21 protein-coding genes and 3 pseudogenes are annotated in these 23,176 nt (G+C 69.2%); 14 read left to right on the forward strand and 10 right to left on the reverse strand.

All coding sequences use genetic code 11. The features are described 5' to 3' along the window. Positions 1-176 precede the first annotated feature (176 nt). Positions 177-1,181 (reverse strand): annotated as a pseudogene (locus ACWD4J_RS14750) (cytochrome P450); the annotation flags it as partial. On the opposite strand from ACWD4J_RS14750, the pseudogene ACWD4J_RS14755 reads away from it, so the two are divergent. Then, positions 1,128-1,664: pseudogene (locus tag ACWD4J_RS14755) on the forward strand (gamma-glutamyl-gamma-aminobutyrate hydrolase family protein); the annotation flags it as partial. The pseudogenes ACWD4J_RS14750 and ACWD4J_RS14755 sit on opposite strands and share 54 nt — an antisense overlap. Before the next feature lie 274 nt (positions 1,665-1,938). Here ACWD4J_RS14755 and ACWD4J_RS14760 read toward each other — a convergent pair. The 4 genes and pseudogenes from ACWD4J_RS14760 to ACWD4J_RS14775 all read right to left on the reverse strand — a co-directional run. Continuing rightward, positions 1,939-2,340, reverse strand: a pseudogene (locus ACWD4J_RS14760) (MarR family transcriptional regulator); the annotation flags it as partial. 137 nt (positions 2,341-2,477) lie between these two features. Beyond that, the gene (locus tag ACWD4J_RS14765) at positions 2,478-3,338 is read right to left on the reverse strand and encodes an alpha/beta fold hydrolase (protein WP_451395731.1); all 861 of its coding nucleotides are present in this window, start codon (positions 3,336-3,338) and stop codon (positions 2,478-2,480) included. Beyond that, the gene (locus ACWD4J_RS14770) at positions 3,335-4,312 is read right to left on the reverse strand and encodes a VOC family protein (protein ID WP_451395732.1); all 978 of its coding nucleotides are present in this window, start codon (positions 4,310-4,312) and stop codon (positions 3,335-3,337) included. Before ACWD4J_RS14770 ends, ACWD4J_RS14765 begins: the two co-directional genes overlap by 4 nt. Positions 4,313-4,339: 27 nt before the next feature. Then, on the reverse strand, positions 4,340-5,872 hold the full coding sequence (locus tag ACWD4J_RS14775) for an FAD-dependent monooxygenase (protein ID WP_451395733.1): 1,533 nt from the start codon (positions 5,870-5,872) through the stop codon (positions 4,340-4,342). A gap of 112 nt (positions 5,873-5,984) precedes the next feature. Between ACWD4J_RS14775 and ACWD4J_RS14780 the strand changes: the two genes are divergently transcribed. The 4 genes from ACWD4J_RS14780 (at position 5,985) to ACWD4J_RS14795 (ending at position 9,540) form a co-directional block, all read left to right on the forward strand. After that, positions 5,985-6,620 (forward strand): TetR/AcrR family transcriptional regulator, encoded by a 636-nt coding sequence (locus tag ACWD4J_RS14780; protein WP_451395734.1) that lies wholly within the window; start codon positions 5,985-5,987, stop codon positions 6,618-6,620. A 210-nt stretch (positions 6,621-6,830) separates the two neighbouring features. Further along, positions 6,831-7,826, forward strand: a complete 996-nt coding sequence (locus ACWD4J_RS14785) for an aldo/keto reductase (RefSeq protein WP_451395735.1) — start codon at positions 6,831-6,833, stop codon at positions 7,824-7,826. Positions 7,827-8,577: 751 nt separating this feature from the next. After that, positions 8,578-8,889, forward strand: a complete 312-nt coding sequence (locus ACWD4J_RS14790) for a hypothetical protein (protein WP_451395736.1) — start codon at positions 8,578-8,580, stop codon at positions 8,887-8,889. Positions 8,890-9,069: 180 nt separating this feature from the next. After that, entirely contained in the window at positions 9,070-9,540 is a 471-nt protein-coding gene (locus ACWD4J_RS14795) for a GNAT family N-acetyltransferase (RefSeq protein ID WP_451395737.1), read from the forward strand. A gap of 312 nt (positions 9,541-9,852) precedes the next feature. On the opposite strand, the gene cpt is transcribed toward ACWD4J_RS14795, so the two are convergent. The 4 genes from cpt to ACWD4J_RS14815 all read right to left on the reverse strand — a co-directional run bounded on the left by cpt (position 9,853) and on the right by ACWD4J_RS14815 (position 13,697). Further along, positions 9,853-10,386 carry a chloramphenicol phosphotransferase CPT gene (gene cpt / locus ACWD4J_RS14800; RefSeq protein ID WP_451395738.1) on the reverse strand — a complete coding sequence of 178 codons (534 nt, stop codon included), beginning with the start codon at positions 10,384-10,386 and terminating at the stop codon, positions 9,853-9,855. A 137-nt stretch (positions 10,387-10,523) separates the two neighbouring features. Then, positions 10,524-11,420 (reverse strand): aminoglycoside phosphotransferase family protein, encoded by an 897-nt coding sequence (locus ACWD4J_RS14805; RefSeq protein WP_451395739.1) that lies wholly within the window; start codon positions 11,418-11,420, stop codon positions 10,524-10,526. A gap of 184 nt (positions 11,421-11,604) precedes the next feature. Further along, positions 11,605-12,681 (reverse strand): NAD(P)/FAD-dependent oxidoreductase, encoded by a 1,077-nt coding sequence (locus ACWD4J_RS14810; protein ID WP_451395740.1) that lies wholly within the window; start codon positions 12,679-12,681, stop codon positions 11,605-11,607. 182 nt (positions 12,682-12,863) lie between these two features. Beyond that, complete coding sequence (locus ACWD4J_RS14815; protein WP_451395741.1) at positions 12,864-13,697, reverse strand: IclR family transcriptional regulator; 834 nt, start codon at positions 13,695-13,697, stop codon at positions 12,864-12,866. 328 nt (positions 13,698-14,025) lie between these two features. Here ACWD4J_RS14815 and ACWD4J_RS14820 point away from each other — a divergent pair, with 328 nt between their 5' ends. The 6 genes from ACWD4J_RS14820 to ACWD4J_RS14845 all read left to right on the forward strand — a co-directional run bounded on the left by ACWD4J_RS14820 (position 14,026) and on the right by ACWD4J_RS14845 (position 18,434). Then, positions 14,026-14,832 (forward strand): ABC transporter substrate-binding protein, encoded by an 807-nt coding sequence (locus ACWD4J_RS14820; RefSeq protein WP_451395742.1) that lies wholly within the window; start codon positions 14,026-14,028, stop codon positions 14,830-14,832. Positions 14,833-14,881: 49 nt separating this feature from the next. Continuing rightward, positions 14,882-15,625: an amino acid ABC transporter permease gene (locus ACWD4J_RS14825; protein WP_451395743.1), complete on the forward strand. Its 744-nt coding sequence runs from the start codon at positions 14,882-14,884 to the stop codon at positions 15,623-15,625. Continuing rightward, positions 15,625-16,275 (forward strand): amino acid ABC transporter permease, encoded by a 651-nt coding sequence (locus ACWD4J_RS14830; RefSeq protein ID WP_451395744.1) that lies wholly within the window; start codon positions 15,625-15,627, stop codon positions 16,273-16,275. The genes ACWD4J_RS14825 and ACWD4J_RS14830 overlap by 1 nt, the downstream gene beginning before the upstream one ends. Beyond that, on the forward strand, positions 16,275-17,045 hold the full coding sequence (locus tag ACWD4J_RS14835) for an amino acid ABC transporter ATP-binding protein (RefSeq protein WP_451395766.1): 771 nt from the start codon (positions 16,275-16,277) through the stop codon (positions 17,043-17,045). Before ACWD4J_RS14830 ends, ACWD4J_RS14835 begins: the two co-directional genes overlap by 1 nt. A gap of 292 nt (positions 17,046-17,337) precedes the next feature. Then, positions 17,338-17,898, forward strand: a complete 561-nt coding sequence (locus tag ACWD4J_RS14840; protein ID WP_451395745.1) for a DinB family protein — start codon at positions 17,338-17,340, stop codon at positions 17,896-17,898. A 32-nt stretch (positions 17,899-17,930) separates the two neighbouring features. Next, positions 17,931-18,434 (forward strand): GNAT family N-acetyltransferase, encoded by a 504-nt coding sequence (locus tag ACWD4J_RS14845; protein ID WP_451395746.1) that lies wholly within the window; start codon positions 17,931-17,933, stop codon positions 18,432-18,434. Positions 18,435-18,485: 51 nt separating this feature from the next. On the opposite strand, the gene ACWD4J_RS14850 is transcribed toward ACWD4J_RS14845, so the two are convergent. Further along, positions 18,486-19,946: a PucR family transcriptional regulator gene (locus tag ACWD4J_RS14850; protein WP_451395747.1), complete on the reverse strand. Its 1,461-nt coding sequence runs from the start codon at positions 19,944-19,946 to the stop codon at positions 18,486-18,488. Between the two features lie 113 nt (positions 19,947-20,059). Between ACWD4J_RS14850 and speB the strand changes: the two genes are divergently transcribed. From speB to ACWD4J_RS14865, 3 genes are all read left to right on the forward strand, one after another. Then, positions 20,060-21,007, forward strand: coding sequence for an agmatinase (speB, locus tag ACWD4J_RS14855; RefSeq protein ID WP_451395748.1), 948 nt, complete (start codon positions 20,060-20,062; stop codon positions 21,005-21,007). Beyond that, complete coding sequence (locus tag ACWD4J_RS14860; protein ID WP_451395749.1) at positions 21,004-22,554, forward strand: purine-cytosine permease family protein; 1,551 nt, start codon at positions 21,004-21,006, stop codon at positions 22,552-22,554. The genes speB and ACWD4J_RS14860 overlap by 4 nt, the downstream gene beginning before the upstream one ends. A 137-nt stretch (positions 22,555-22,691) precedes the next feature. Then, positions 22,692-23,081: a YybH family protein gene (locus ACWD4J_RS14865; protein ID WP_451395750.1), complete on the forward strand. Its 390-nt coding sequence runs from the start codon at positions 22,692-22,694 to the stop codon at positions 23,079-23,081. The last annotated feature ends 95 nt before the right edge of the window (positions 23,082-23,176 follow it).

The following is a 23,176-nucleotide window of genomic DNA, read 5'->3' on the forward strand; positions in this document are numbered from 1 at the left end:
CCGGTGTAGTTCAGGCAGGCTACGACGTCGGTCGCGGGCGGCGGGCGGCCATGTCGAATCGCGTGTGTCCTGTCTGCTGTGGGCGGAGACACGCGTGCCCTCGGCCGGGATGTCCGGCCGAGGGCACACGCGGGGAGAACAAGTACGGCCGGCAGACGGCCGTGGTCGGCTGAGCGTCAGGCGAGGGTGACCTCGACCGGCAGCTTCTTGATGCCGTTGACGAAGTTGGAGCGGACGCGCGGGACGTCGCCGGCCAGCCTGATGTCGGCGATGCGCGGGATCAGCTCCTCGAACATGATGCGGATCTCGGTGCGGGCGAGCAGGTTGCCCAGGCACGGGTGGAGGCTGCCCTTGCCGAAGGTGACGTGGTCGTTGCTCTGCCGGGCCACGTCGAAGTCGTAGGGGTTGCCGAAGACTTCCTCGTCGCGGTTGCCGGAGGCGTACCACATGACGACCTTGTCGCCCTCCTGGATCCGCTTGCCGCCGAGTTCGACGTCACGGGTCGCGGTGCGGCGGAAGTGGTAGACCGGGGAGGCCCAGCGCAGGAACTCCTCGACCGCCGTCGGGATCAGGGACGGGTCGTCCTTGAGGCGGGCCAGCTGCTCGGGGTGCTGGAGGAGGGCCAGCATGGAGTGGGAGATGGTGTGGCGGGTGGTCTCGTTGCCCGCCACCACCAGGAGCAGGAAGTAGTTGTCGAAGTCCTGCGCGGACAGGGGCACTCCGTCGCGCGGGGTCGTGTTGACGAGCTTGGAGATCAGGTCGGTGCCGTCGCCGCCGCGCCGCTGCCGGGCCGGCTCGCGGCCGTACTCGAAGACCTCGAGGGAGGCGGGGGAGCGGAAGGGCAGGTCGCGGTACTTCTCGCTCTCCTCGCTGTGCAGGAGCACGTCCGCGTAGTCGGGGTCGGTGTTGCCGATGATGCGGTTGCCCCAGTCGATGAGCTGCTGGTTGTCCTCCGACGGGACGTCGAGGAGGCGGGCCAGGACGTTGATGGGGAAGTCCGCCGAGACCTCCTTGACGAAGTCGAACGTTCCCTTCGCCAGGGCCGCGTCCAGCGTCTTCGCGGTCAGGCCGCGCAGGAAGTCGCTGTAGCTGTTGATGACGCTTGCGCCGAACTGGCGCTGGATCACGCTGCGCAGCGCGCGGTGGCGGACGCCGTCCATCTCCAGGATGGAGGCCCGCTCTACGGCGCCAGCGACACCCACGACAGCGTCTACGACGTCGACGACCTCCAGGACGACTTCGACCTCGAACTCGCCCGGCACACCATCGACTTGGGCCTGCCCCTGCTGGCGATCTGCCGTGGCCTGCAGGTCGTCAACGTCGCCCTCGGCGGCACCCTGGAGCAGGACATGGGCGGCCCCGAGCGAGAGCACCGGCACGTCGTGCACCCGGTGGCGATCCAGCCCGGCACCTTGCTGGAACAGGCCACCGGCGCGCAGAAGGTCGAGGCGTCGTGCTACCACCACCAGCGGGTGCACCGCGCCGGCGCGGGACTCGAGGTCACCGCACGCGCGGCCGACGGCACCGTGGAGGGGCTCGAACTCCCCCGTGTCCACGGATGGTTCAGCGCCGTTCAGTGGCACCCGGAGGACACCGCCCACGAGGACCCCGCCCAGCAGGGCCTCTTCGACGCCCTCGTACGAGCCGCCTGCGACAGACGCTGACATGACACCAGAGCCTCCGGGCCGGATGCCGGGCGTTTCGGCCGGTGCTCGGCCCGGAGGCCAGGTGGCGTGGTCGGCCGCGTTCGGCGGGGCTTCACCCACGCAGATCCGGATCTGCAGGCGTCCCTATGTGGCAGGGCAGCGACTGGCCCCGCTGAGCCGGGCGCGCGGCGGCATCGGCAGAACCCTCGACACCGAACCGCCGGGCACCCCGGCGATGGAGGCGTTCTCACTCCGACAGTTCGGCCGGCGGTGGCCCCGGATCAGTGAGGACTCAGGCCTGTGCACGGCGTCCGCTGCGGCGCGGTGCCGGAGGCGCGCCGTCGAGGAGAGCGAGGCGTCGTTCCTCGCCGTGCTCCTCGACCTGGAGCACGACCTGGCGCAGCCCTTGTGCGACGCTGCGGCACTCCTCGTCACTGAGCCGCGAGGCAACGAAGGCCTCCTCCTGGTTGAACTCGGGGAAGAGCCGCTGCATGAGCTCTTCGCCCTCCTCGGTGAGGCTGAGCAGCACCAGCCTGCCGTCGGTGGGGTGACCGGCCCGCCGCACCAGCCCGCGCTTCTCCAGGGTCCGCGCGACTCCGGTGAGTGTCCCCTTGGAGATCCCCGCCTCCTCCGCCACGTGCCGGGTCTCCGACTCGCCCCAGACCCAGACCAGCCACAGGACGACGAACGCCGTCCCCGGTGCGGCGTGCTGGCGGGGTAGACCGTCATGCGTGGGTAGCCCGCGGCGCGGACCGTGGCGTCCCCACGTCGCCGCTCTCGCGGAACGAAGAGGGCCCCGGATCGTTCCGGGGCCCTCGAACCGCTGAGGTCCTACTCGGCGAGGAAGAGCTTCGCCTGTGCGGTGAAGCCGGCCGCCTGCTCGATCTGGATCCAGTGACCGGCGTGCGGGAGCACGTGGAGCCGGGCGTTGGGAAGGTTCTCGGCCAGGTAGTACCCGGCCGCCACCGGGAGCATCCGGTCTTCACGACCGTGCAGCACGAGCGCCTGGTGCTGGATGGCTGCCAATTCGTCCTCGGTGTACTTGACCGGCCCGTACTCGGGGTTGAAGGTCGCCAGGTGCGAGCGGCGCACGTCTTCGCGGGTGGCCAGCGCGACCCGTGTCCGCGCGATCTCCTCCAGCTTGCCGGCGAAGAGGTCGGTGTCGTCGACGAATCGTACGAGCAGGTCGGCCATCGTCTCGGGCGACGGGTCCTGGTAGAAGGTGATCAGCTTCATCAGGTCCTCGGTCGGCGGGATCGGTGCCCCGCCGCTGCCCATGAGGATCATCTTGTCGATGCGGGCAGGCTCGATCTGAGCGACACGAAGCGTGATCATGCCGCCCATCGAATTGCCGACGAAGTGTGCCTTGGCGACACCCAGGGCGTCGAGCAGGGCGATGAGCGACCGGGCACGCAGGGTGGTGTACTCCGGCATGCCACCGGTCGGGGCGGGTTCCGGGTGCTCCGAGTCGCCGAACCCCAGCACGTCGGGTGCGATGCAGTAGTAGTCCTCGGCGAACCACGGCATCAGATGCGCCCAGTTGGAGGGCGCGCTGACACCCGGTCCCGAGCCGTGGACGAAGAGGATCGCGGGCTTGGACGGGTCGCCGCAGGTGTAGACCCGCAGTCGATGTCCACCCGCCTGGATGTCCTGGCTGCGGACCTCGCGGTCGCCGGCAGCGGTCGCGGTCACTTGGCGCCCTCCTCGGCCGCCGCCTTCATGGCCGCTTCCTGGAGTTCCTGGCCGCGCTTGGCCAGCTCGACGAGGGCCGTGCCCAGCTCCATCGGGTTCTTGTGGCCCCACGCGCTGATGGAGTCGTACTCGCCGACCTCCCAGGCGTCGTCGTCCTCGATGATCAGGCCACCCCAGCCGTACTCGACCGCGATGCCCGACGGGGAGTGGGCGTAGAAGGAGAACATCTTGTCGTTCGGGTGCATGCCCATGGTGTGCAGCAGCGGCACCCGTGCCTCGACGATGCGGTCGTAGGCCCAACCCACGTCCGACATGTTGTTGTTCTCGATCAGGAAGTGGTGGAGCTTGAACGGTGCCGGCATCTCGGCGAAGGCCAGCGTGTGGTGACGGCCGTTGCAGTGGGTGAAGGCGGCGTCGACGAAGACGCCGGGCGCGACCTCGTCCTTGATGTAGTCCGACAGCTTGAAGCCGAGGTGGCTGTAGAACTCGAGCATCCGCTCGCGGCCGCCGCCGGGCGTGCAGAGCAGGAACATGTGGCCGGCGCCGCCCTGGCGGGTCTGGAAGCCGTACTTGTTGACCTCGTTGGCGTAGGGCGTTTCGGCCTTCTTCAGACCGTTGATCAGCTCGACGCGGTTGCCCTCGGGGTCGGCGGTGACGTAGATGCGGGCCACTCCACGCTCGGCCGCGAGCTCAGGGGCGCCTTCGGCGACGTCGTGTCCCTTACTGCGCAGCAGCGCGACGACCTCGTCGAGATCCGCATCCGAGCCGCAGTCGAAGCCGGCGAAGGCCAGGTCGTTGCGCGGGCCCCGCACGACGATCGTGCGGTGGATGTAGTCGTCGAGCCGGAAGGTGCGGATGTCGTCCTCGTGACGGGCCGGCATCAGACCGAGAAGCTGACCGGCGAAGCCGCTCCAGGCGTCCAGGTCGTCGGCCTCGATGCCGACGTAGGAGAGTTCTTTGATCGTTGCGGCCATGTCGAATCTTTCAGTCGGAGGGGGCGGTCAGGCGGGAACGGAGAGGCCGGTGGGGTCGGCTGCGGCCACGAAGCGGTCGGGGCGTACGACGACCACGCGGGCGCCGCGCTCACGCAGCCAGCCGATGAGGGTGCCGTCGATGTCGACGATCTCGTCGGGACCCTCGGTGCCCTGGTCGGCGGCGCGGACGGTGAGGTAGCGCGCGCCGATGGCGTCCCAGCCGGCTTTCTCCTCGGCTGACAGCACGGTCGTCGGGTCGACGTGGTCGCCGAGTACGACGAAGCCGTTGCCGAGCAGATCGTCGAGCCGGCCGATGAGGCCGTTGACGGTGGCGGCTCGCGGCTGCGGGATGATCTTTCCGACCGCGCTGTCGGGCGCCGCGGCACCCGTGAACCAGCCGGCGACATAGAACGGCGGCCAGAGCAGCGGCGGCAGCTCCTCCGACTGCGCGGCCAGAGCGGCCTGCTCCTCCTCGGTGAGTTCCTGCTTGATGATGCGGCCCAGCTGTACCGAGACCTCGGTGTAGAAGTCGACGTTGGGGCGGCGCTCCGCCTCGTAGGAGTCGAGGATCGAGGCCGGGAGGGAGCCGCCGAGCACGCCGGCGAGCTTCCACGCGATGTTGAACGCGTCACGGATGCCCGACTGCATGCCCGACCCGGCCCACGGCGGCATCAGGTGAGCGGCGTCGCCGAGCAGGAAGACGCGCTCGCCGACGCGCCACGAGTCCGCGGACCGGATGTGGTGGCTGTAGAAGGCATGGCCGTGGATGTCGATGTCGTCGCGCGAGACCCCGAGCGACTCCAGCAGCGGCCAGAGATCCTCGTGGGTGGCGAAGTCCGCGTCGGTTTCGTCGGGCTTGAGCGGGATCTCCCAGCGGTGGTTGTCGCGACCGAGCGCGATGTCGACGACGGGGCGCTCCTTGTCGGACCAGAAGGTGAGGATGTGGCGGTTGGGCCACCAGCGCTTCACCTTGCCGTCGACGACGACCCAGCGCACATTCAGGGTGTCGCCGACGAGGTTGACGCCCAGGCGCTCGCGGGTCGCGGCTTCGCCGCCGTAGCAGGCGAGGGCGTACCGGGCTCGCACCGTGGAGGACTCACCGGTGGCGAGGTCACGGGCGGTGACCGTGACTCCGTCGGCGTCCTGAGCCACGTCGGTCACCTCGACGCCGTACTCGACCCGGATCTTGTCGCCGAACCGCGCGGCCCCGTCGCGAAGGGCCTGCTCCATGGTGGGCTGGTAGATCGCGTACGACGTCGCGTGGCCGAGCTGCCCCGGCGGGAACGGCAGGTGCAGCAGCTCGGTGCCGTCGTAGGTGATCCAGCGCAGGGCGAGAGTGGGATCCATGTCGGCCTTGACGCGCTCGTCGAGGCCGACCTGCTGGAAGAGGCGCATCGTCCAGTCGTTGACCGTGACGGCGCGGGCACGGCTGTAGATGTCGCGTTCACGCTCGAACGCGATCGCGGTGATGCCGAGGGTGCCGAGCGCGTTCGCCGCGGCGACGCCCGAAGGGCCGTAACCGATGATCGCGACGTCGGCATCGTAGTCGTGTGGACGCATGTGTCTCGCTTCCGGAATGAACGCTCCAGACAGAATGATGTGGCGCCCATTAGAAGTGGCCGCTGTCATGGTGTCAAGGGTCTGGATCGAACATTCCAGTTAGGATGCGAGCATGCCGACCACAACCGCGGGACGCCGCAACAAGCGCCTGCTCCAGGGGGAGCGCTCGCGTGATGAGATCCTCGATGCCGCCTCGCGGATGATGTCGATCCGCGGATTCGACGGCACGAGCATCGCCGACATCGCCCGGGAGTCAGGGCTGCCCAACAGCTCCATCTACTGGCACTTCAAATCCAAGCTGGGCATCCTCGCCGCTGTCATGGAGCGCGGGGCCGACCGCTTCTTCGCGAGTGTCACCACACCTGAACCAGACCCGGGCGACACACCCGAGGTGTACTTGCGCCGTGCCCTCCGCGCCGCCAGTGCCGCATTCGTCGACCACCCGGAGTTCCTGCGGTTGTTCGTGCTGCTACTCCTGAGCAGCGACGCCCCGGAGACGATCGAGATCATCGAACGAGTACGAGCACACGGACGCTCCAACCTCCATGCTCTGATCACCCATGCCTTCACCACCATCGCCCCCGACCGGGCCGGGCAGGTGGCCGACGACACCGTCGACTTCGCACTCGCGGGCTTCGACGGCGCCTTCCTCGCACTCCAGGCCAACCCCGCCGCAGCGCACGAGCACTTGATGGAGCAGCTCGCCATTGCGCTGTCGAGTCTTGGTCGGCAGAGTCTCGACGCATGACCAGGATCAGCCGAAGCGGAGCACGCACGTGAGCGCTTGAGGACACCCACCCGCCGCAAGCCGCGCTGCCCGGGAGGAGTGCCGATGAGCCGCACGTCATCGGGGGCTGATTCAGCGCCTGGCACTACCGGCGACCCACGCCAGCACGGGCGCACGGCCCGGCCCCAGAAACACCGGACACAGACCCTCCTTCCCTCTAGAGTCAAGATCATGGAGAACAGGATCCTGGGGCGCACGGGCAGGCACGTCGGGGTGATCGGGCTCGGGGCCTGGCAGCTCGGCGGCGCGGACTGGGGGCAGGCGGACGAGGCAGACGCCCTCGGCACACTGCACGCGGCGCTCGAGTTGGGCGTGGACTTCATCGACACCGCCGACGAGTACGGGGACGGGCGAAGCGAGCAGATCATCGGCGAACTCCTGCGGGCGCACGCGCAGACGGGCACGAGGGCACCGACGGTGGCGACGAAGATGGGCCGGCGGTCGGCCCAAGTGCCGGAGAACTACAACGCCGCCAACTTCCTTGCGTGGACCGACCGTTCGCGGCGCAATCTCGGCGTCGAGCGGCTCGACCTGGTGCAACTGCACTGCCCGCCGGACCCGGTGTACGCGAGCGACGAGGTGTTCGACGCCTTGGACGCGCTGGTCGAGGACGGGACCATAGCCGCGTACGGAGTCAGCGTCCGCACCTGCGAGCAGGCGCTGGCCGCCCTCCGCCGCCCGAACCTTGCCACGATCCAGATCGTCCTGAACGCCTTCCGCCTCAAGCCACTGGAGCAGGTTCTGCCGGCCGCGGCAGAGGCAGGAGTCGGCATCATCGCGCGCGTGCCGTTGGCCAGCGGGCTGCTCTCGGGGCGATACACGGCCGCGACCGTCTTCGGCGCGGACGACCACCGCAACTACAACCGGCGCGGCGAGGCCTTCGACGTCGGCGAGACCTTCTCGGGCGTGGACTACGCGACCGGGCTCGAGGCGGTGGAGCGGCTGCGTCCGCTGCTGCCCGAGGGCGTGACGCTCGCTCAGTTCGCGCTGCGCTGGATCATCGACCAGGAGGCGGTCAGCGTCGTCATCCCGGGCGCGCGCAACGCCGAGCAGGCGCACGCGAACGCCGCCGCGGCCGCGCTGGCCCCGCTGGATCAGGACACACACAAGGCTGTGCAAGACGTCTACGAAGAACTGATCCGTCCGCAGATCCACCACCAGTGGTGATCCGCCCAGCCTCACCACCCGGCACCCGAGATCGAGCTTGAGCCGATACCTCACCAGCCCGGTACAACGACGAATCGGGCAGGCGCCGACGTTCCGCATGCCGCGGCCGGCCGAAGTGGGCCTCTATCGGGTTGGCTCAGGAGGCGTACATCGGAGTGAGGCTCAGCTCGACCTTGTTCTTCCCCCGGGCGCTCCCGGAGATCACCCGGGAGCTGCACCCCAACGCGATACCCAGCGCCATGTACGGTGAACCGATGGGCCACCCGGGGCTGCGCGCCCCCGCCCCGGATGCTCTTCCAGTCGCTGGGCGCCCGCGTCACCGGAGTGCCCGTCGACGAGGATGGGTTACGGGTGGACGAACTGCCCGCCGACACCAAGCTGGTCTACGTCACCCCTTCCCATCAGTTTCCGCTGGGCATGCCGATGTCCCTGCCACGCCGTCTGGCCCTGCTGGAATGGGCGCAGCAGCAGGGTGCCGCGGTGGTGGAGGACGCCTACGACAGCGAGTACCGCTACGGTGCGCGGCCGATCGAGCCGGTGCAGAGTCTGGATCGCGGTGGGCGTGTGCTGTACGTGGGATCGTTCTCCAAAACGCTGATGCCGCTGCTGCGGCTGGGCTTCCTCATCGCCCCCGCTCCGCTGCATCAGGCCCTGCGGGCGGCCAGGTTCGTCACCGACTGGCACACTGCCGTTTCAGGCGGCGCTCGCCCGCTTCATCGACGAGGGGCTGTTCGCCCGGCATGTGCGCCGCATGCGGGCCGTCTACGGCAGGCGCCATGCCAGGCTGGCCGCCCTGCTCGCCCGCAGCTTCCCCGACCGGCTGCACCCGGTGTCTTCGGCAGCCGGACTGCACCTGAGCGCCTATGCCCCGGCAGACAAGGAGCACGGGGCCAGAGCCGTGGTCCGCCGCGCGCGGGCGGCGGGAGTGATGCTGCACTCGCTGTCGGAGTTCCGCTATGAGCGCCCCGCCCCGGTGGGCTTCGCCTTCGGATACGGGGGTGTGGACGAGGACTGCATGGAGGATGGCATGGCCCGGTTCTCGCAGGCACTGGGTCTGCCGTAGCCAGAGCCCGATCACAGCCCGGCGTGCCAGTCCCGCTCCAGATCGCCTGTGTCGCATACGCTGCGAAGATGTCCAAGCCGGCGTCCTTGATAACGCATGCGTACGAGGACATGCCGCCCGCTGGCGGCTCTTCACGTCGGCCCGGATGGCGCAGCTGCCGGATGCGGGAAGGGGTGCGGCATGAGGTCCCCAGGCGTGCACCTACGGGAGATCACCGACGACAACCGGGATGCCGTTCGGGCCCTCCGCGTCCGACGTGACCAGAAGCAGTTCGTCGCCTCCGTGTCCAAGTCGCTCAAGGAGGCGGCAGGGAAACCGGAGGCCAATCCCTGGTACCGCGCCGTGTACCGCGGCGACGAACCAGTCGGCTTCGTGATGCTGTCGTGGAAACCGCCGGCTGGTCCTTACCAAGGCCGGCACTTCATCTGGCGCCTCCTCGTCGACAAGCGGCACCAGAGGCGAGGGATCGGCCAAGAGGCACTCACGCAGATCGCCGCCCTGGTTCGCGCGGACGGTGCCACCGAGCTGCTGACCAGCTACGAGCCCGGCGACGGCGAACCGTGGCCCTTCTACCAGAAGTTCGGGTTCGAGCCCACCGGGGAGATCGACGACGGCGAGATCGTTCTGCGGCTCACCTTCCCCGCTCAGTGAGCTCATACGGGAAGCCGCGGACGGTTTGGGCCGCCGGGGCTGCACGCCGGTCGTGCGTGTATGCGGCCGCGGCTCCCCACGAGGTCGGCCTGTCCGGCCTGGACTTGGTGGGCGGGAGGCCGTCCCCGCCTGCTCAAGCCTGACGACGGGGACTTGGTCATCCATACGGTCACCACCCGCCCCGCCAAGCCAGCTCGTCACCCGCTGATCACTGCGGAGACTTGTCGCCTCCCTGCGGAAAGTCCATGGCCGTGTCATCCGGATCGTCCGCGAGGCATGACGCTGCCTGCTCGCCTGCCACGAAGCCGTCGATCACTCGATCCGAGCGGCGATAGTCCGCGCGCACTCCAGGGCCTCGGTATGCGTGGTGTCCACCTCCAAGTCATAGAGCATGCCCTGGTGGACCACCTCCGCCTGCGACACGGCCATTCCCCCGATCCGATCCCCGCGGGCGATCTCGCGGCCTGCGGCGACCGCGCGCTCGCATCGGACACCCACCCAGAGCACCTCGAGCCCGTCAAGAACCTTCTGCCACTCCTGCTGGGACGCCGCCCCACCGAGGAAGACATCATCGATGATGACCCGGGCGCCCGCACGGACCATTGCGGCGACGCCCTCTCTCCACGCTGCTTGAAGCGCCCGGAACGCCGGCCCGACGCTCACCCCGCCGTCTGCGGCGAACTCGATCCCCGCATCCGATGTCTGCATGGACACGGGCATGGCTTCGATCAACGAGTCGACCCCGAAGGCAAGCCACGGATCCGGCAGGACCGCCTGTAGACACCGGACAATCCCGGACTTGCCTGAACTGGAACCGCCATTCAGCATGATCACCTGAGTCGTCACCGTGCCACAGTAGAGGCACACGACGACCGGAGTGTATGTCGGCAAGCCTGCCTTGCCGCCCAGAACCCGGCCAACGCTTTGCGCTCACAGCACTCCTCTCGTGCTGTGACGGGAAACGCAGCGAGATGCCGATGCCGTCAGTACTCGGAAGCGAAGACGTCGACGACGGCTTCGCATCGCAGCGGATCGTCGGTGAAGCCTGCATCCAGTCCCCACAGCCAGTAGTCGGCGCACCGCACGACGGTCCAGGCGCGGGCAAGGTCCGCGTCCAGCTCGGCGGTGTCGACCAGGGTGTGGAAGTGGTGGAGGAGTTCGGTCCTTCCGGCCATCTCGTCGAGACGCGTCCACAGCAGCTGGGCCACCTGGTACTCCGGGTCCCCGGTGAAGACCTTCGGGTCGACGGCCAGCCACGGTTCCCGGTCCGCGGCCAGGACGTTGTCGTAGTGGAGATCGTGGTTCACCATGAGGGACCCCGTCCGACGGCTGAGCTCATCGGCCAGGTCCCGGGCCCGGTCCACCAGCATCCTGGGAAAGGGACGGCCGAGCCGCTCCCACCGGCTTTCCAGGCCGTCGCGGGTCTCGGCAGCGATCTCGGAGAGGCGGCGGGGCCCTGCCGGGGCGGGAATGGCAAGCCGGCGCAGCAGTGTGCCTGCAGCGCGTACCGCTGCTTCGAGGTCGAGGGCGCGCAGGGGCCGGTGGCTGTGGGCGCGTTCCAGGAGCAGGGCGCCTTCGGCGGGGGAGGTCTCGAGCAGGCGGACGGCGCCGCGGCCGCTCCAGGTTTCCAGGGCCAGCGCCTCGTGGCAGACAGCGGTCTCCAGTGGCCAGGACACCTTGAGGACGCATCGCTCCTGCCCGCGGAGGACGGGGAGGACCATGCCGTTGTAACCGTGCATGGCCTCGCCGTCGGGCGTCAGGTGCCAGCGAGCGAGCAGCGCGTCCACCGTGTCCGGCAGGGCGCGGATCCAGGCGTGTCCTTGCTCGCCTTCGAGCTGCCAGCGACCGAAGGCCTGGAGACCGGATGGCACCGAGACCACGACGTCTTCCCTTCAGGCCCGGGGAGTGAGGCCACTATGAAACCGGGGATGGAAGGCGGCCCGCCCGCCCCAGCGCGGTCCAATCAGAAACCCGGTGAACCTTCCCGCTCACCGCACTGGCCACCCGAGTCAGCAACGGATGGGACCTGCCAGGGGGTTCCACGTGGGCATGACCGCGGCGCATTCAGACACCGATGGCCTTGCGGGAACCGTATTTCGCGCCGCTGACGGTGATCCCCTTGGCCACCACCGCGGTGCGCCCTTTGACGTAGCTGTCCCGGAGGGCGTCGTCGCGGTGGGTGAACTGGGCTACTGCGTCCTTGCGTCCGAGGCTGACGCACCGTGCCACGTAGCGCAGGGAGTAGGGCTCGGGCTTGCGGCCCTGGATCAGGCCGGCCAGGGCGTCGGCCGCGGCGCCGGCCTGCGCTCCGGCGGTCTGGCAGCCGAAACGGGCTCCCGGCACTGCCGCGCAGTCGCCCACGGCGAAGATCCGCTCGTCGGTGACGCTGCGCAGGAACTCGTCCACGACGATACGACCCTCCGCATCGACCTCGAGGCTGCTGCGAGCCGCGAGTTCGGGGACGCCCGTCACGATCGCCCACAGGGTCAGGTCGGAGGCGACGTCCTCTCCCGACCGCAGGCGTACCACGCCGTCGAACTGCCCTGCCCCTGCGGCCACTTCCTCGACACTGTCGTCGATGACCTCGACCGCGAGCCGGTCCAGTGCGGCGAGAACCCGCTGCCGTGCCCCACCGGAGAAGTTCTCGGCGACCGACGATCCGACGAGCCGCACCTGGACATCGGGCCTGGCCTCCGCCACCTCGGTCGCCGTCTCGATGCCCGTCGGACCGCCCCCGACCACCGTTACGGTGCGCCCCGCGGGGAGCGCGGCGAGTGCGGCCCGGGCCTGTTCGGCCCCCTCCCAGGTGCCGACCGGGACCGTGCCCGCCAGGGGCCGAACCGTGCTGCCCACAGCGAGGAAGAGGTAGTCGAAGTCGATGCTCTCGCCGTCGTCGAGGGTGATGGTGCCGTCGCCGATCTTCTCTACGGTGCCGATCCGCGGCGTGATCCCGTCACGCAGCATCGATGTGAGGGGTGTCGCGACCGCGGCAGTCCCGGCGATCTGCTGGTGCAGCCGTACGCGCTCCACGAACTCGGGTCGCACGTTGACCACCGTGACCTCGGCGCCCTTCACCTTCTTGGCCACCCGGTTCGCCGCGAACGTACCCGCGTACCCGGCGCCTACCACTACAACCTTCATCTCGGCCTCCCATGGGAGTAGCTGGTCGAACACGAGACGACGAAGGATCGGGTTTTGTGACACGACGGGTTTGTGAGGTACGCCACAGGAGCGAAGTGGCTCTCTTGACGAGTCGTGAAGTCGGTCCTCCCCGGGCTCGAGGGGCGCCTGGATCCACAGTCGCGTGACGTTCGCGATGGGATTTATCGGGGTGCCGGTGCGGTTCCGCCGAGGTGGTGGGTGAGGGTTTCCGCTGTTTCGGTGACGCGTTGCGCGATGTCCGGGAGTCGGTCGTGGGTGATGCGGGAGGCGGGGCCGGAGATGCTGATGGCGGCTATGACGGTCCCGTTGTGGTTGAAGGCGGGTGCCGCTACGCAGCGGATGTCGTGTTCGTTTTCGACGTCGTCGATGGCGTAGCCGCGTTCGCGGATGAGGGCGAGTTCGGTGTGGAGTTGCTGCGGGGTGGTGATGGTGGAGGGTGTGCGTGCGGGCATGCCGGCTGTTATCACCGTCTCGAGGATCTCGCTGGTGGTGTGGGCGAGGAAGGCTTTGCCGGTGGCGGTGCAGTAGGCGGGCTGGCGTGCGCCGATGCGGGAGTGCATGCGTACGGCCTGGGGGCTTTCGACCTTGTCGATGTAGACGATGTCGGGGGGGTCGAAGCTGACCAGGTGGACGGCTTCGCGTACGTCCTGGGCGAGCTGGTGCAGCAGGGGTGATGCGGTGCGCCGGATGTCGAGACGTTCCAGGTAGAGCTGGCCGAGCAGGGCGTTTTGCGGTCCGAGCCGGTAGTGGCCGTTTTCCGGGTCTTGGTCTACCAGTCGCTCCTCGCGCAGGGGGCCGAGGAGGCGCAGCACGGTGCTCTTGCTCATCTGGAGGCCGGCTGAGAGGTCGGTGAGTGAGGTTCCGTGCGGATGGCTGTCGTCGTCTGCCAGGTACATCAGGATGCTGAGTGCGCGCCGCAGGGATGAGGATGCGTTGCGGCGGGGCCCGGGCCCGGGCGTGTCGGGGGTCTGGTGCGCGCTGTCGGGCGAAGCCACGCCGGTTCCTCCTGGGGGTGAGATGCCGGGGCGTTCAGCCCGTCAAGGCCCGCCGCCTGGGACCAGCCGTCTGGGACCCGACATCACCCTACCGAACTGCATAGCAAAACGGAATGTCACATGTTGAAATCGGCCGTTGACGGCCGTGGGGTGCCGGGCTAGCTTCTCCGCAACGCAACGCAATGCAATGTGAAACACGGTTCTGCATTGCAAAACGCAGCTGGCGATCGATGCTGATCGCCCCCTCTCCGGCCGCCTCGGCTCACCCCTCAAAACCTCCCGGAAGGGAACGTATGTGATGAGATTTCGTCACGGTACCCGCCCTGTGATGACGATGTGTATCGGTGTGACGGCCGTCGCATCGCTGGCCGCCTGCAGCGCCGGCAGCGGCACCTCGGCTGCCGGCCAGCAGTCCTCCACGCTTCAGGACGTCATCAAGCGCGGCACCCTCAACGTCGCCAGCTGTCTGACGTTCCCCCCGTTCGGCTCCATGGACAAGGACAACAAGCCGCAGGGCTTCGACGTCGACGTCGCCACCGCCATGGCCACGGCCCTCGGCGTCAAGGTCAAGATCGTCGACACCACGTCCGCCAACCGCATCCCCAACCTGCAGACCAAGAAGGTCGACGCGGTGGTCTGCAACTTCACGACCACGGCCGAGCGGGCCAAGCAGGTCGCCTTCAGTGACCCCTACATCGTCGCGGGTGAGGTGATGCTGGTGAAGAAGTCCAGCGGTATCTCCTCCCTGAAGGACCTTGCGGGCAAGACGGTTGCGGTGACCAAGGGCTCCACCAACGGGGATGCGGTCAAGGCCGGCAACTCCAAGGCGAAGATCCAGGAGTACGACACCTCGGCCGCCGCCGTGCTCGCCGTCAAGCAGGGCCAGGCCGACGCCATGGTCGAGGACTCCAACTTCCTCAACTACCAGGCCAAGCAGGATTCTTCGCTCAAGGTCACCAAGGACTCGGTGGTGCCGCTGGAGTACAACGGCATCGGTGTCCCGCTGGGCGATGCCACCTGGCTGCAGTGGGTCAACACGTGGCTGCGGGAGTTCAACACCTCCGGGCAGGCCGACGCCCTCTACAAGAAGTGGTTCGGCGTGAACCGCGTCTACCCGCTCAACCCGTCCTACTGAGTCCCGGTCGGGCGGCGGACCCGCTGCCGCCGCCCCGTGGAGGAGTCCCATGTTCGTTGACTGGACCTACGCCCTCCGGGACTGGCCCACCTATCTCGACGCGGCCTGGCTGTCCCTGAAACTCTCGCTCGAGGCGTTCGCGCTCGCCTTCGTCCTCGGCCTGCTCGGTGCGCTGGCCCGCCGGTCCCGCTTCCGGGTGCTGCGGGCGCCGGCCGCCGTCTACGTCGAGGTCATCCGCAACACGCCTGTGCTGCTGCAGATGTTCGTCGCCTACTTCGCACTGCCGTCGGCGGGCCTGCGCCTCAGCCCGGTGCAGGCGGGTGTGCTCGCCCTCGGCGTGAACGTCGGCGCGTACCTCACCGAGATCTTCCGCGCCGGTATCCAGGCCGTTCCGCGCGGCCAGCGCGAAGCCGCCCGGGTCCTGGCCCTGAGCCCGCTGCGCACCTTCCTCCATGTGGTGCTGCCGCAGGCCTTGCGCAACGTCTACCCCGCCGTGGTGAACCAGCTGGTCCAGATCATCCTGGGCTCGTCGCTGCTGTCCGCCATCTCCGTGCCCGAACTCACCGGCACGGCCATGGTCATCAACTCCCGCACCCTGCTGACCGTGCAGGTCTTCGGCATCGCCGCCGTGCTCTACCTGGTCCTCACCAACACGGTCGTGCTCGTGGCCGGGCTGATCGGACGCGTCGCGTTCAAGCCTCCGCTGCGCCCCGCCGTACGGCCCCGCCCCCTGAGCGCCGTACGCCGTCTTCTGCCGGCGCGACCCGTGCGTCCCGTCCACAAGGAGGCCTGATGGACTGGTCGGTCATCTGGTCCAACCGCGACCTGTACGTCTCCGGGCTGTGGGCCACCGTCGTGCTGTCGCTCGCCGTGATCGCCACCGGAACGCTCCTCGGACTGGCCGTCGCGGCCCTGCGCACCAGCCGTATCCCCATCGTGGCCCAGCTCGCCCGCGCCTATCTGGAGGTCTTCCGCGGCACACCGCTGCTGATCCAGATGCTCTTCCTCTACTTCGGCGCCGCCTATCTGGGCCTGGTGGGCATCACCGTCTTCGGCGCGGCGCTGCTCGCCCTCACCCTCTACCAGGGCGCCTACATCGCGGAGATCTTCCGGGCCGGCATCGAGGCGGTGCCCCGCGGACAGTGGGAGGCAGCGCGGGTGCTGGGCCTGACCCGCAGCCGCACGTTCCTGAGCGTCATCCTTCCCCAGACCCGCACGATCGTCCTGCCCCCGCTGGTCGGCCAGTACCTCTCCCTGATCAAGGACACCTCCATCGCCGTGGTCATCGGCTACGTCGAACTGGTCCGCCAGGGCCAGGCCGTCATCGACCGTGTGGGAAGCCCCGCCACGTCCTACATCGCCGTCGCCGTCTTGTACTTCGTCATCTGCTACCCGCTGTCGCTGCTCGTGCGGCGCATGGAGCGAAAGGCTGTCACCGCATGATGATCACCGACTCCGCCGCCCAGCAGAAGGCGGTGACCACCTCACGGATCTCTCTGTCCGGCGTGCACAAACGCTTCGGCGACCTGGAGGTCCTCAAGGGCGTCGATATCGACGTGGATGAGGGTGAGGTCGTCGTCCTCATCGGCGCGAGCGGCTCCGGCAAGAGCACCCTGCTGCGGATCATGTGTGACCTGGAGCGGGCCGACGGCGGCGAGGTGTGGGTGGGCGGTGTACCCCTGCATGACCGCAAGCGCGCGCCCGAGATCTTCGGACACGTCGGAATGGTCTTCCAGCAGTTCAACCTCTTCCCTCACAAGACCGCGCTGGGCAACGTCACCCTCGCCTTGCTGAAAGTCAGAAAGCTCTCCCGCGCCGACGCCGAGGAGCGTGGCCGGGCCGCCCTGACCCGGGTCGGGCTCGCCGACAAGGCCGACGCCTACCCCGCACAGCTCTCCGGGGGCCAGCAGCAGCGCGTCGCCATCGCCCGCGCACTCGCCATGGACCCCGCGATCATGTTCTTCGACGAACCGACCTCCGCCCTCGACCCCGAACTCGTCGGCGAGGTCACCGGGGTCATGCGCTCCCTCGCCGAGGACGGCATGACCATGGTCGTCGTCACCCACGAGATGCGCTTCGCCAAGGACACCGCAGACCGTGTCGTCTTCATGGACGGCGGCGTCGTCCTCGAACAGGGCCCGCCCGCACAGGTCTTCGGCCATCCCGCCGAGCAGCGCACCCAGCAGTTCCTCCACCGCGTCCTCGACACCTGAGGGCTTCCTGCCAGTACTGACATCGCTTTGATGCCCGTGCGGCACGGTATGCCCGTGCGGACAGCGGTCAGGTCTGTGCCGCACGGGCGGCTAGTGGTCCCGCTGGCCGGTTGCGGTGATGCGGGAGATGGCCTCCAGGGTCAGGGCACGAGTGTGGGGTTGCGCGGACAGAGCCTCGGCGAGGGCACCTCCACCAGGCCACGCGAAGGCCGGCCGCATCGGCGACGAGCCCGAGCCGGCACGCCTGAATAATCACTTGTCCGTCGGACCGCTGCTCGGAATCATGCGCACGATGAGCGACGTGCCCGAGCGGTGGAGTCAGGCCAGCGTCTACCCCGACATGTGGGTGGACCCCGACGAGGATCCCCGCAACAGTGACGGAGTCAGCCCGGACGGTGAATTGGCCACGCTGCAGGACTTCCTGACGGGCTATCGACTGACCCTGCGTATGAAATGCGAGGGGTTGGACCCGGAGCAGCTGGCGCGGCGCTCTGTGCCGCCGTCGACCATGTCCTTGCTGGGTCTGGTACGCCATCTTGCCGAGGTGGAGCGGGACTGGCGCAACTGGATCCTGCCTGCAGACCCGGCGCCGAAGCTGTACGGCGCGGATGACGGCGACTTCGAGGCAGCCGTTGCGGAACAGGAGCTGGTGCAAGGCGCATTCACCGATCTTGCCCGCGAACAGGCGGCAACCGATGCGGTGCTGGCCGAGTATCCGGATCTGGGTGCGCGGGTGGGCCGCGACGGCATCGCTGTGAGGGAGCTGTGGGTTCACCGGATCGAGGAGTACGCCCGCCACTGCGGCCACGCCGATCTGCTGCGCGAATGCGTCGACGGCCGGGTGGGGCAATAGCGCACTCGACCCGCTGCGGCAGAGTAGGGCCTGTGTCTACCTACGAGCCGATGTCATGTCACCTCGAGACCGAGCGGCTGCGGCTGCAGCCGTGGGCGGAGTCGGATGCAGAGGAGCTTTGTGCCCTTCACGCCGAGCGCGGGAACGGGACTTCGACGGTCGAGCACACCCGGGCACTCATCGCGAAGGAGCTTGCCGCAACGGCCACAACGGGCATCGCCCTGCTGCCCATCCGGCGCCGTGACGAAGGCGACTTCATCGGCTACTGCGGGTTGATCGTCGGCCGCTCCACCCTTGAAGAGCCCGAGATCGCATATGAGCTGTTCCAGCGCGCGCATGGGCGTGGCTATGCCACCGAGGCGGCTGGCGCGGTGCTCGATGCGGCGATGGCAACCGGGCGGAGGCGGCTCTGGGCGACTGTCCGCGCGTGGAACACGGCATCGTTCCGTGTCCTTGAGAAGCTCGGTTTCGAGCGAGATCACGTTTCTGCAGACGGCCGCGGTGAGCTGGTATGGCTCACCCGCTCGCTGCCCTGACGCGGGTCGTGCCCAGGGGCTTCGTGCTGAACCGGTGGCCGGCTGCTCGCGTCAGTCCAGCAGTCCGAGTTCCGAGGCGGAGCGGATGGCCATCCACACCTCGGTGAAGGCGCCGGTGCTGGTGAGGTCGCGGCCGGTGAGCGTGCTGAAGCGGCGCAGCCGGTAGGTGAGCGTGTTGGGGTGGATGTGCAGGGCCGCAGCGGCGTCGTCGGTGCGCCGGTCGCGTTCCATCCAGGTGCGTACCGACAGCAGGAGCTGCGCGTCGTGGGTGATGTCGTAGCGCAGTGCCTCGCCCAGGACCTCCTCGACCAGCGCGTTCAGGGCCGCGGGGTCGTCGGGCAGCCAGCGGCCGGCGGGGTCGTCGCCGTAGCGGACCAGGGGGCGGCCGGACGCGGCGGCGCGGGAGGCCGCCCACCGGGCCTCGCGCTGGGCGATGCGCAGGGACGCGCCGCAGGGGAGGGGGCGGCTGGTCCCGGCGGCGACACCGGGCAGGGCCGCGATCGCGTCGCCGAGGCCGGGCGGTCCCAGCAGGAAGCGGTCTTCGCCGCGGTTGAGGAGGAGGTACGGCGCGTCGTCCAGGACGCGCAGCAGCGCTTCCTCGGTCACACCTCGGACCACGGTGAGCTCGGTCGTGCCCTCGATGGAGTGGCGCAGCAGGCGGCGTTCGGCGGCCTGCTGGTCCAGGGTGCCCTGGAGCATCTCGGCGAGGATCTCCGTGCCCTCGCGGCGCAGGGTCTCCCGCTCGGTACGGATCACCGCGAGCTGGAGCGCGGCCACTGTCGCTATGTGCTGGACCACCGCCAGCCCGGCCGGCTGCGCGCCCTCCCGCTCCAGTGCGATCAGGAAGCCGGCCGCGCCGCCCGGGGCGGGCACGGGCAGAGCGAAACCGCCGGGGATGGTCGGCGGGGCGTCGAGTGAGTCGGGGACCAGCGACGGCTCGGGGACGGGTACCCCGGGCAGCAGCGGCCGGCCCTGCGTGGTGCACAGGCGGATGTCGTAACCGGAGAGTCTCTCCAGGCGGCGGAAGAGCGTCGTGGTGTCCAGGTCTTCCGAGGCCATCCAGCGCAGCGCGCCGAACACCTGGAGCTGCGCCCCGAGCCGGTGCCGGGAATCCTCCTGTACGGCGGCCGCGACCTCCTGGGCCACCACGATGAACGGCACGGCCAGCGGCACCTCGAGCACGGGGATGCCGCGCTCCTGGGCCGTGTCGAAGAACGCCTGCCGCAGCGGCGGCATGTGCAGTTGCACAGACACGGCCAGCGCGGCCACCCCGGCGTCGTCCAGCCGCTCCAGGTAGGCGCGCTGCCCGGCGGCCGAGCGCGGCAGCGCCCGCCCCGTGGTCATGATGATCTCGGCCCCCAGCAGCCACGGGGTGGGATCCTCCAGCTCGCTGGCGTGCGCCCAGGAAACCGAGCGGTCCAGGCCGGCCTCGCCCGCGAGAAGCCGCAGCTGAAGCGCGGGATAGGACAGCACCTCCCGGACATTCACCCCACGTCGTTTGTTGTTCTCCACAAAGTCAGCCTAGCTCTTTGTGGCTGTCACGATTGAACGGTGGGGCGGCGCCCGCGCAGACTCGGCCATGCCGGGTGGTCCCGGCGTTTGCATGAAGGAAAGGCGTCAGGAAAATGACCGAAGCCCGTGGGCCTGTCGACTCCTCCCGGGTGCCGCGTTTCGCGGGACCCGCGACGTTCGCCCGGCTGCCCCGACTGGACGAGGTGGCGCGCGCCGACGTGGCGGTGGTCGGTGTCCCGTTCGACGCCGGCGTCTCCTACCGCCCCGGCGCCCGTTTCGGCGCCACCGCGGTCCGTGAGGCCAGCAGGCTGCTGCGCCCGTACAACCCCGGCCTCGACGTTTCCCCGTTCGCCACCCAGCAGGTGGCCGACGCCGGTGACATCGCCTGCAACCCCTTCAACATCGGCGAGGCCATCGAGACCATCCAGGACGCTGCGGCCGGCCTCCAGGCGGACGGTACCCGGCTGGTCACCATCGGTGGCGACCACACCATCGCCCTGCCGCTGCTGCGTGCCGTCGCCGCCCAGCACGGCCCCGTGGCGCTGCTCCACTTCGACGCGCACCTGGACACCTGGGACACCTACTTCGGCGCCGAGTACACGCACGGCACGCCGTTCCGCCGCGCGGCGGAGGAGGGCATCCTCGACACCGAGGCGCTCTCCCACGTCGGCACCCGCGGCCCGCTCTACGGCAAGCAGGACCTCACCGACGACCAGAAGATCGGCTTCGGCATCGTCACCTCTGCCGACGTCTACCGCCGCGGCGCCGACGAGATCGCCGACCAGCTGCGCCAGCGCATCGGCAACCGCCCCCTGTACATCTCCATCGACATCGACTGCCTCGACCCGGCCCACGCCCCCGGCACCGGCACCCCCGAGGCCGGCGGCATGACCTCCCGCGAACTCCTGGAGATCCTGCGCGGCCTGGCCGGCTGCAACCTGGTCGGCGCGGACGTGGTGGAGGTCGCCCCGGCCTACGACCACGCGGAGATCACCGCTGTCGCCGCCTCCCACGTCGCCTACGACCTGATCAGCCTGCTCGCCCTGAAGGACGTCACATGAGCAACAACGCTCCCGCTCCCGCCCTGAACGAGGTCGAGCAGTTCGGAGTCGAACGGATCCCGGACGCCGAACGCACCGCCGGGCCCCTGGACCTGTTCCGGCTCGCCTTCGGCGGCGCCAACACCTTCGCCACCTGCGTGCTCGGTGCCTTCCCGATCCTGTTCGGCCTGTCGTTCAAGCAGGGCCTGCTGGCGACCGTGCTCGGCCTGGTCGTCGGCTCGCTGATCCTCGCGCCGCTGGCCGTGTTCGGCCCGCGCAACGGCACCAACAACGCCGTGTCGTCCTCCGCGCACCTGGGCGTGCACGGCCGGATCGTCGGCTCGTTCCTGTCGCTGCTCACCGCGATCGCGTTCTTCTCGATCTCGGTGTGGTCCTCCGGCGACGCGCTGGTCGGCGGCGCCAACCGGCTCGTCGGCCTCCCGGAGAACGACGGCTCCTTCGCCGTGGCGTACGGCATCTTCGCGCTGCTGGTGCTGGTGGTCTGCATCTACGGCTTCCGGTTCATGCTCTTCGTGAACAAGATCGCCGTCATCGCCGCGTCGCTGCTGTTCGTGCTGGGCTTCTTCGCCTTCGCCGGGGACTTCGACTTCGGCTACCAGGGCGCCTTCGAGTCGATGTCGTCGCCGGGCTTCTGGCCCGCGTTCATCGGATCGGCGCTGATCGTCCTGTCCAACCCGGTGTCCTTCGGCGCCTTCCTCGGCGACTGGGCCCGTTACATCCCGGCCGACACCCCGCGCAAGCGGGTCGTCACCGCGGCGTTCGCCTCGCAGATCGCGACCATCCTGCCGTTCTTCTTCGGTCTGGCCACCGCGTCGATCATCGCCGCCAAGGCGGCGCCGTACATGGACCCCGCCGCACCCAACTACGTCGGCGGCCTGCTCGCGACCTCGCCCACCTGGTACTTCCTGCCCGTCTGCCTGCTGGCACTCATCGGCGGCATGGCCACCGGCACGACCGCGCTCTACGGCACCGGCCTCGACTTCTCCAGCGTGTTCACGCGGTTCAGCCGGGTGCAGGCCACGATGTTCATCGGTGTGCTGTCGATCGCCTTCATCTTCATCGGCCGCTTCGCACTGAACCTGGCCACGTCCATCTCGACGTTCGCCACGCTGATCATCACCTGCACCGCACCCTGGATGGTGATCATGATGCTCGGCTGGCTGACCCGCCGCGGCTGGTACGACCCCGACTCGCTCCAGGTGTTCAACCGCCGCCAGCGCGGTGGCCGCTACTGGTTCAACCACGGCTGGAACTGGCGCGGCATGAGCGCCTGGCTGGGCTCGGCCGTCCTGGCCCTGATGTTCGTCAACCTGCCGGGCCAGTTCGTCGGCCCGCTCGGCAATGCGGCCGGTGGCGTCGACATCTCGCTGCCGGTGGGCCTGGGCCTGGCCGCGATCGCCTACATGGCGCTGCTGTGGCTGTTCCCGGAGCCGCGCGCCGTCTACGGGCCCGAGGGGCCGCGCCTGGTGCGGTCCTCGGACACCCCCGTACCCGCGATCACGGGCGAGGACGGGACGCCCGCTCAGCCGGCGGAGGAACTGGTCTGACCCCGGCCCCGGCGGCGCCGTTCCACGGCGCCGCCGGGGGAGCCGGAGCCGGGACAGGCCGGACACGACCGCCTGGCGCACACACCCACGACTAGACCCGGTCCACACCCCCACGACTAGAAAGGCAGGGCCCCCGTATGACCGACGAGGTCCTTCAGGCCGCCGACGACCTGGTCGCCGCCTTCGGCGAAGGCCGGCTCGACGACTACTTCGCCGCGTTCGCCCCCGACGCCACCTTCGTCTTCCACACCACGCCCGAGCGGATCTCCTCCACCGCGGAGTACCGCACGCTGTGGCAGAGCTGGGTCGACGAGGACGACTTCCGCATTGTGGACTGCGTCTCCACCAACCGCCTGGTCCAGCACTTCGGCGACACCGCCGTCTTCAGCCACGACGTCAAGACCACCGTGAGCACCACGTCGGGCCAGGAGACCCTCGCCGAGCGCGAGACGATCGTCTTCCACCGCGACGGGGCCGGCCGCTGGCTGGCCGTGCACGAGCACCTCTCGCCCGCGTCCGGCAGCTGACCCGAACCCGTACGGGCCCCGGCAGCCTCCCGGAACCACCTCCGCAAGCAACGACACACCCCCGTGCACCGCCGGTGCGCCACCCAGGCGCCGGC

This window comes from Streptomyces sp. NPDC002577 (genome assembly GCF_053594815.1).

What these genes read in the sequence shown, in the direction of transcription:
- ACWD4J_RS14770 (WP_451395732.1), bottom strand. Translation starts at nt 4,312, where the DNA reads ATGGCCGCAACGATCAAAGAACTCTCCTACGTCGGCATCGAGGCCGAC.
- ACWD4J_RS14775 (WP_451395733.1), bottom strand. Translation starts at nt 5,872, where the DNA reads ATGCGTCCACACGACTACGATGCCGACGTCGCGATCATCGGTTACGGC.
- ACWD4J_RS14780 (WP_451395734.1), top strand. Translation starts at nt 5,985, where the DNA reads ATGCCGACCACAACCGCGGGACGCCGCAACAAGCGCCTGCTCCAGGGG.
- ACWD4J_RS14785 (WP_451395735.1), top strand. Translation starts at nt 6,831, where the DNA reads ATGGAGAACAGGATCCTGGGGCGCACGGGCAGGCACGTCGGGGTGATC.
- ACWD4J_RS14790 (WP_451395736.1), top strand. Translation starts at nt 8,578, where the DNA reads ATGCGGGCCGTCTACGGCAGGCGCCATGCCAGGCTGGCCGCCCTGCTC.
- ACWD4J_RS14795 (WP_451395737.1), top strand. Translation starts at nt 9,070, where the DNA reads ATGAGGTCCCCAGGCGTGCACCTACGGGAGATCACCGACGACAACCGG.
- ACWD4J_RS14810 (WP_451395740.1), bottom strand. Translation starts at nt 12,681, where the DNA reads ATGAAGGTTGTAGTGGTAGGCGCCGGGTACGCGGGTACGTTCGCGGCG.
- ACWD4J_RS14820 (WP_451395742.1), top strand. Translation starts at nt 14,026, where the DNA reads ATGACGATGTGTATCGGTGTGACGGCCGTCGCATCGCTGGCCGCCTGC.
- ACWD4J_RS14825 (WP_451395743.1), top strand. Translation starts at nt 14,882, where the DNA reads ATGTTCGTTGACTGGACCTACGCCCTCCGGGACTGGCCCACCTATCTC.
- ACWD4J_RS14830 (WP_451395744.1), top strand. Translation starts at nt 15,625, where the DNA reads ATGGACTGGTCGGTCATCTGGTCCAACCGCGACCTGTACGTCTCCGGG.
- ACWD4J_RS14835 (WP_451395766.1), top strand. Translation starts at nt 16,275, where the DNA reads ATGATCACCGACTCCGCCGCCCAGCAGAAGGCGGTGACCACCTCACGG.
- ACWD4J_RS14840 (WP_451395745.1), top strand. Translation starts at nt 17,338, where the DNA reads ATGAGCGACGTGCCCGAGCGGTGGAGTCAGGCCAGCGTCTACCCCGAC.
- speB (WP_451395748.1), top strand. Translation starts at nt 20,060, where the DNA reads ATGACCGAAGCCCGTGGGCCTGTCGACTCCTCCCGGGTGCCGCGTTTC.
- ACWD4J_RS14860 (WP_451395749.1), top strand. Translation starts at nt 21,004, where the DNA reads ATGAGCAACAACGCTCCCGCTCCCGCCCTGAACGAGGTCGAGCAGTTC.
- ACWD4J_RS14865 (WP_451395750.1), top strand. Translation starts at nt 22,692, where the DNA reads ATGACCGACGAGGTCCTTCAGGCCGCCGACGACCTGGTCGCCGCCTTC.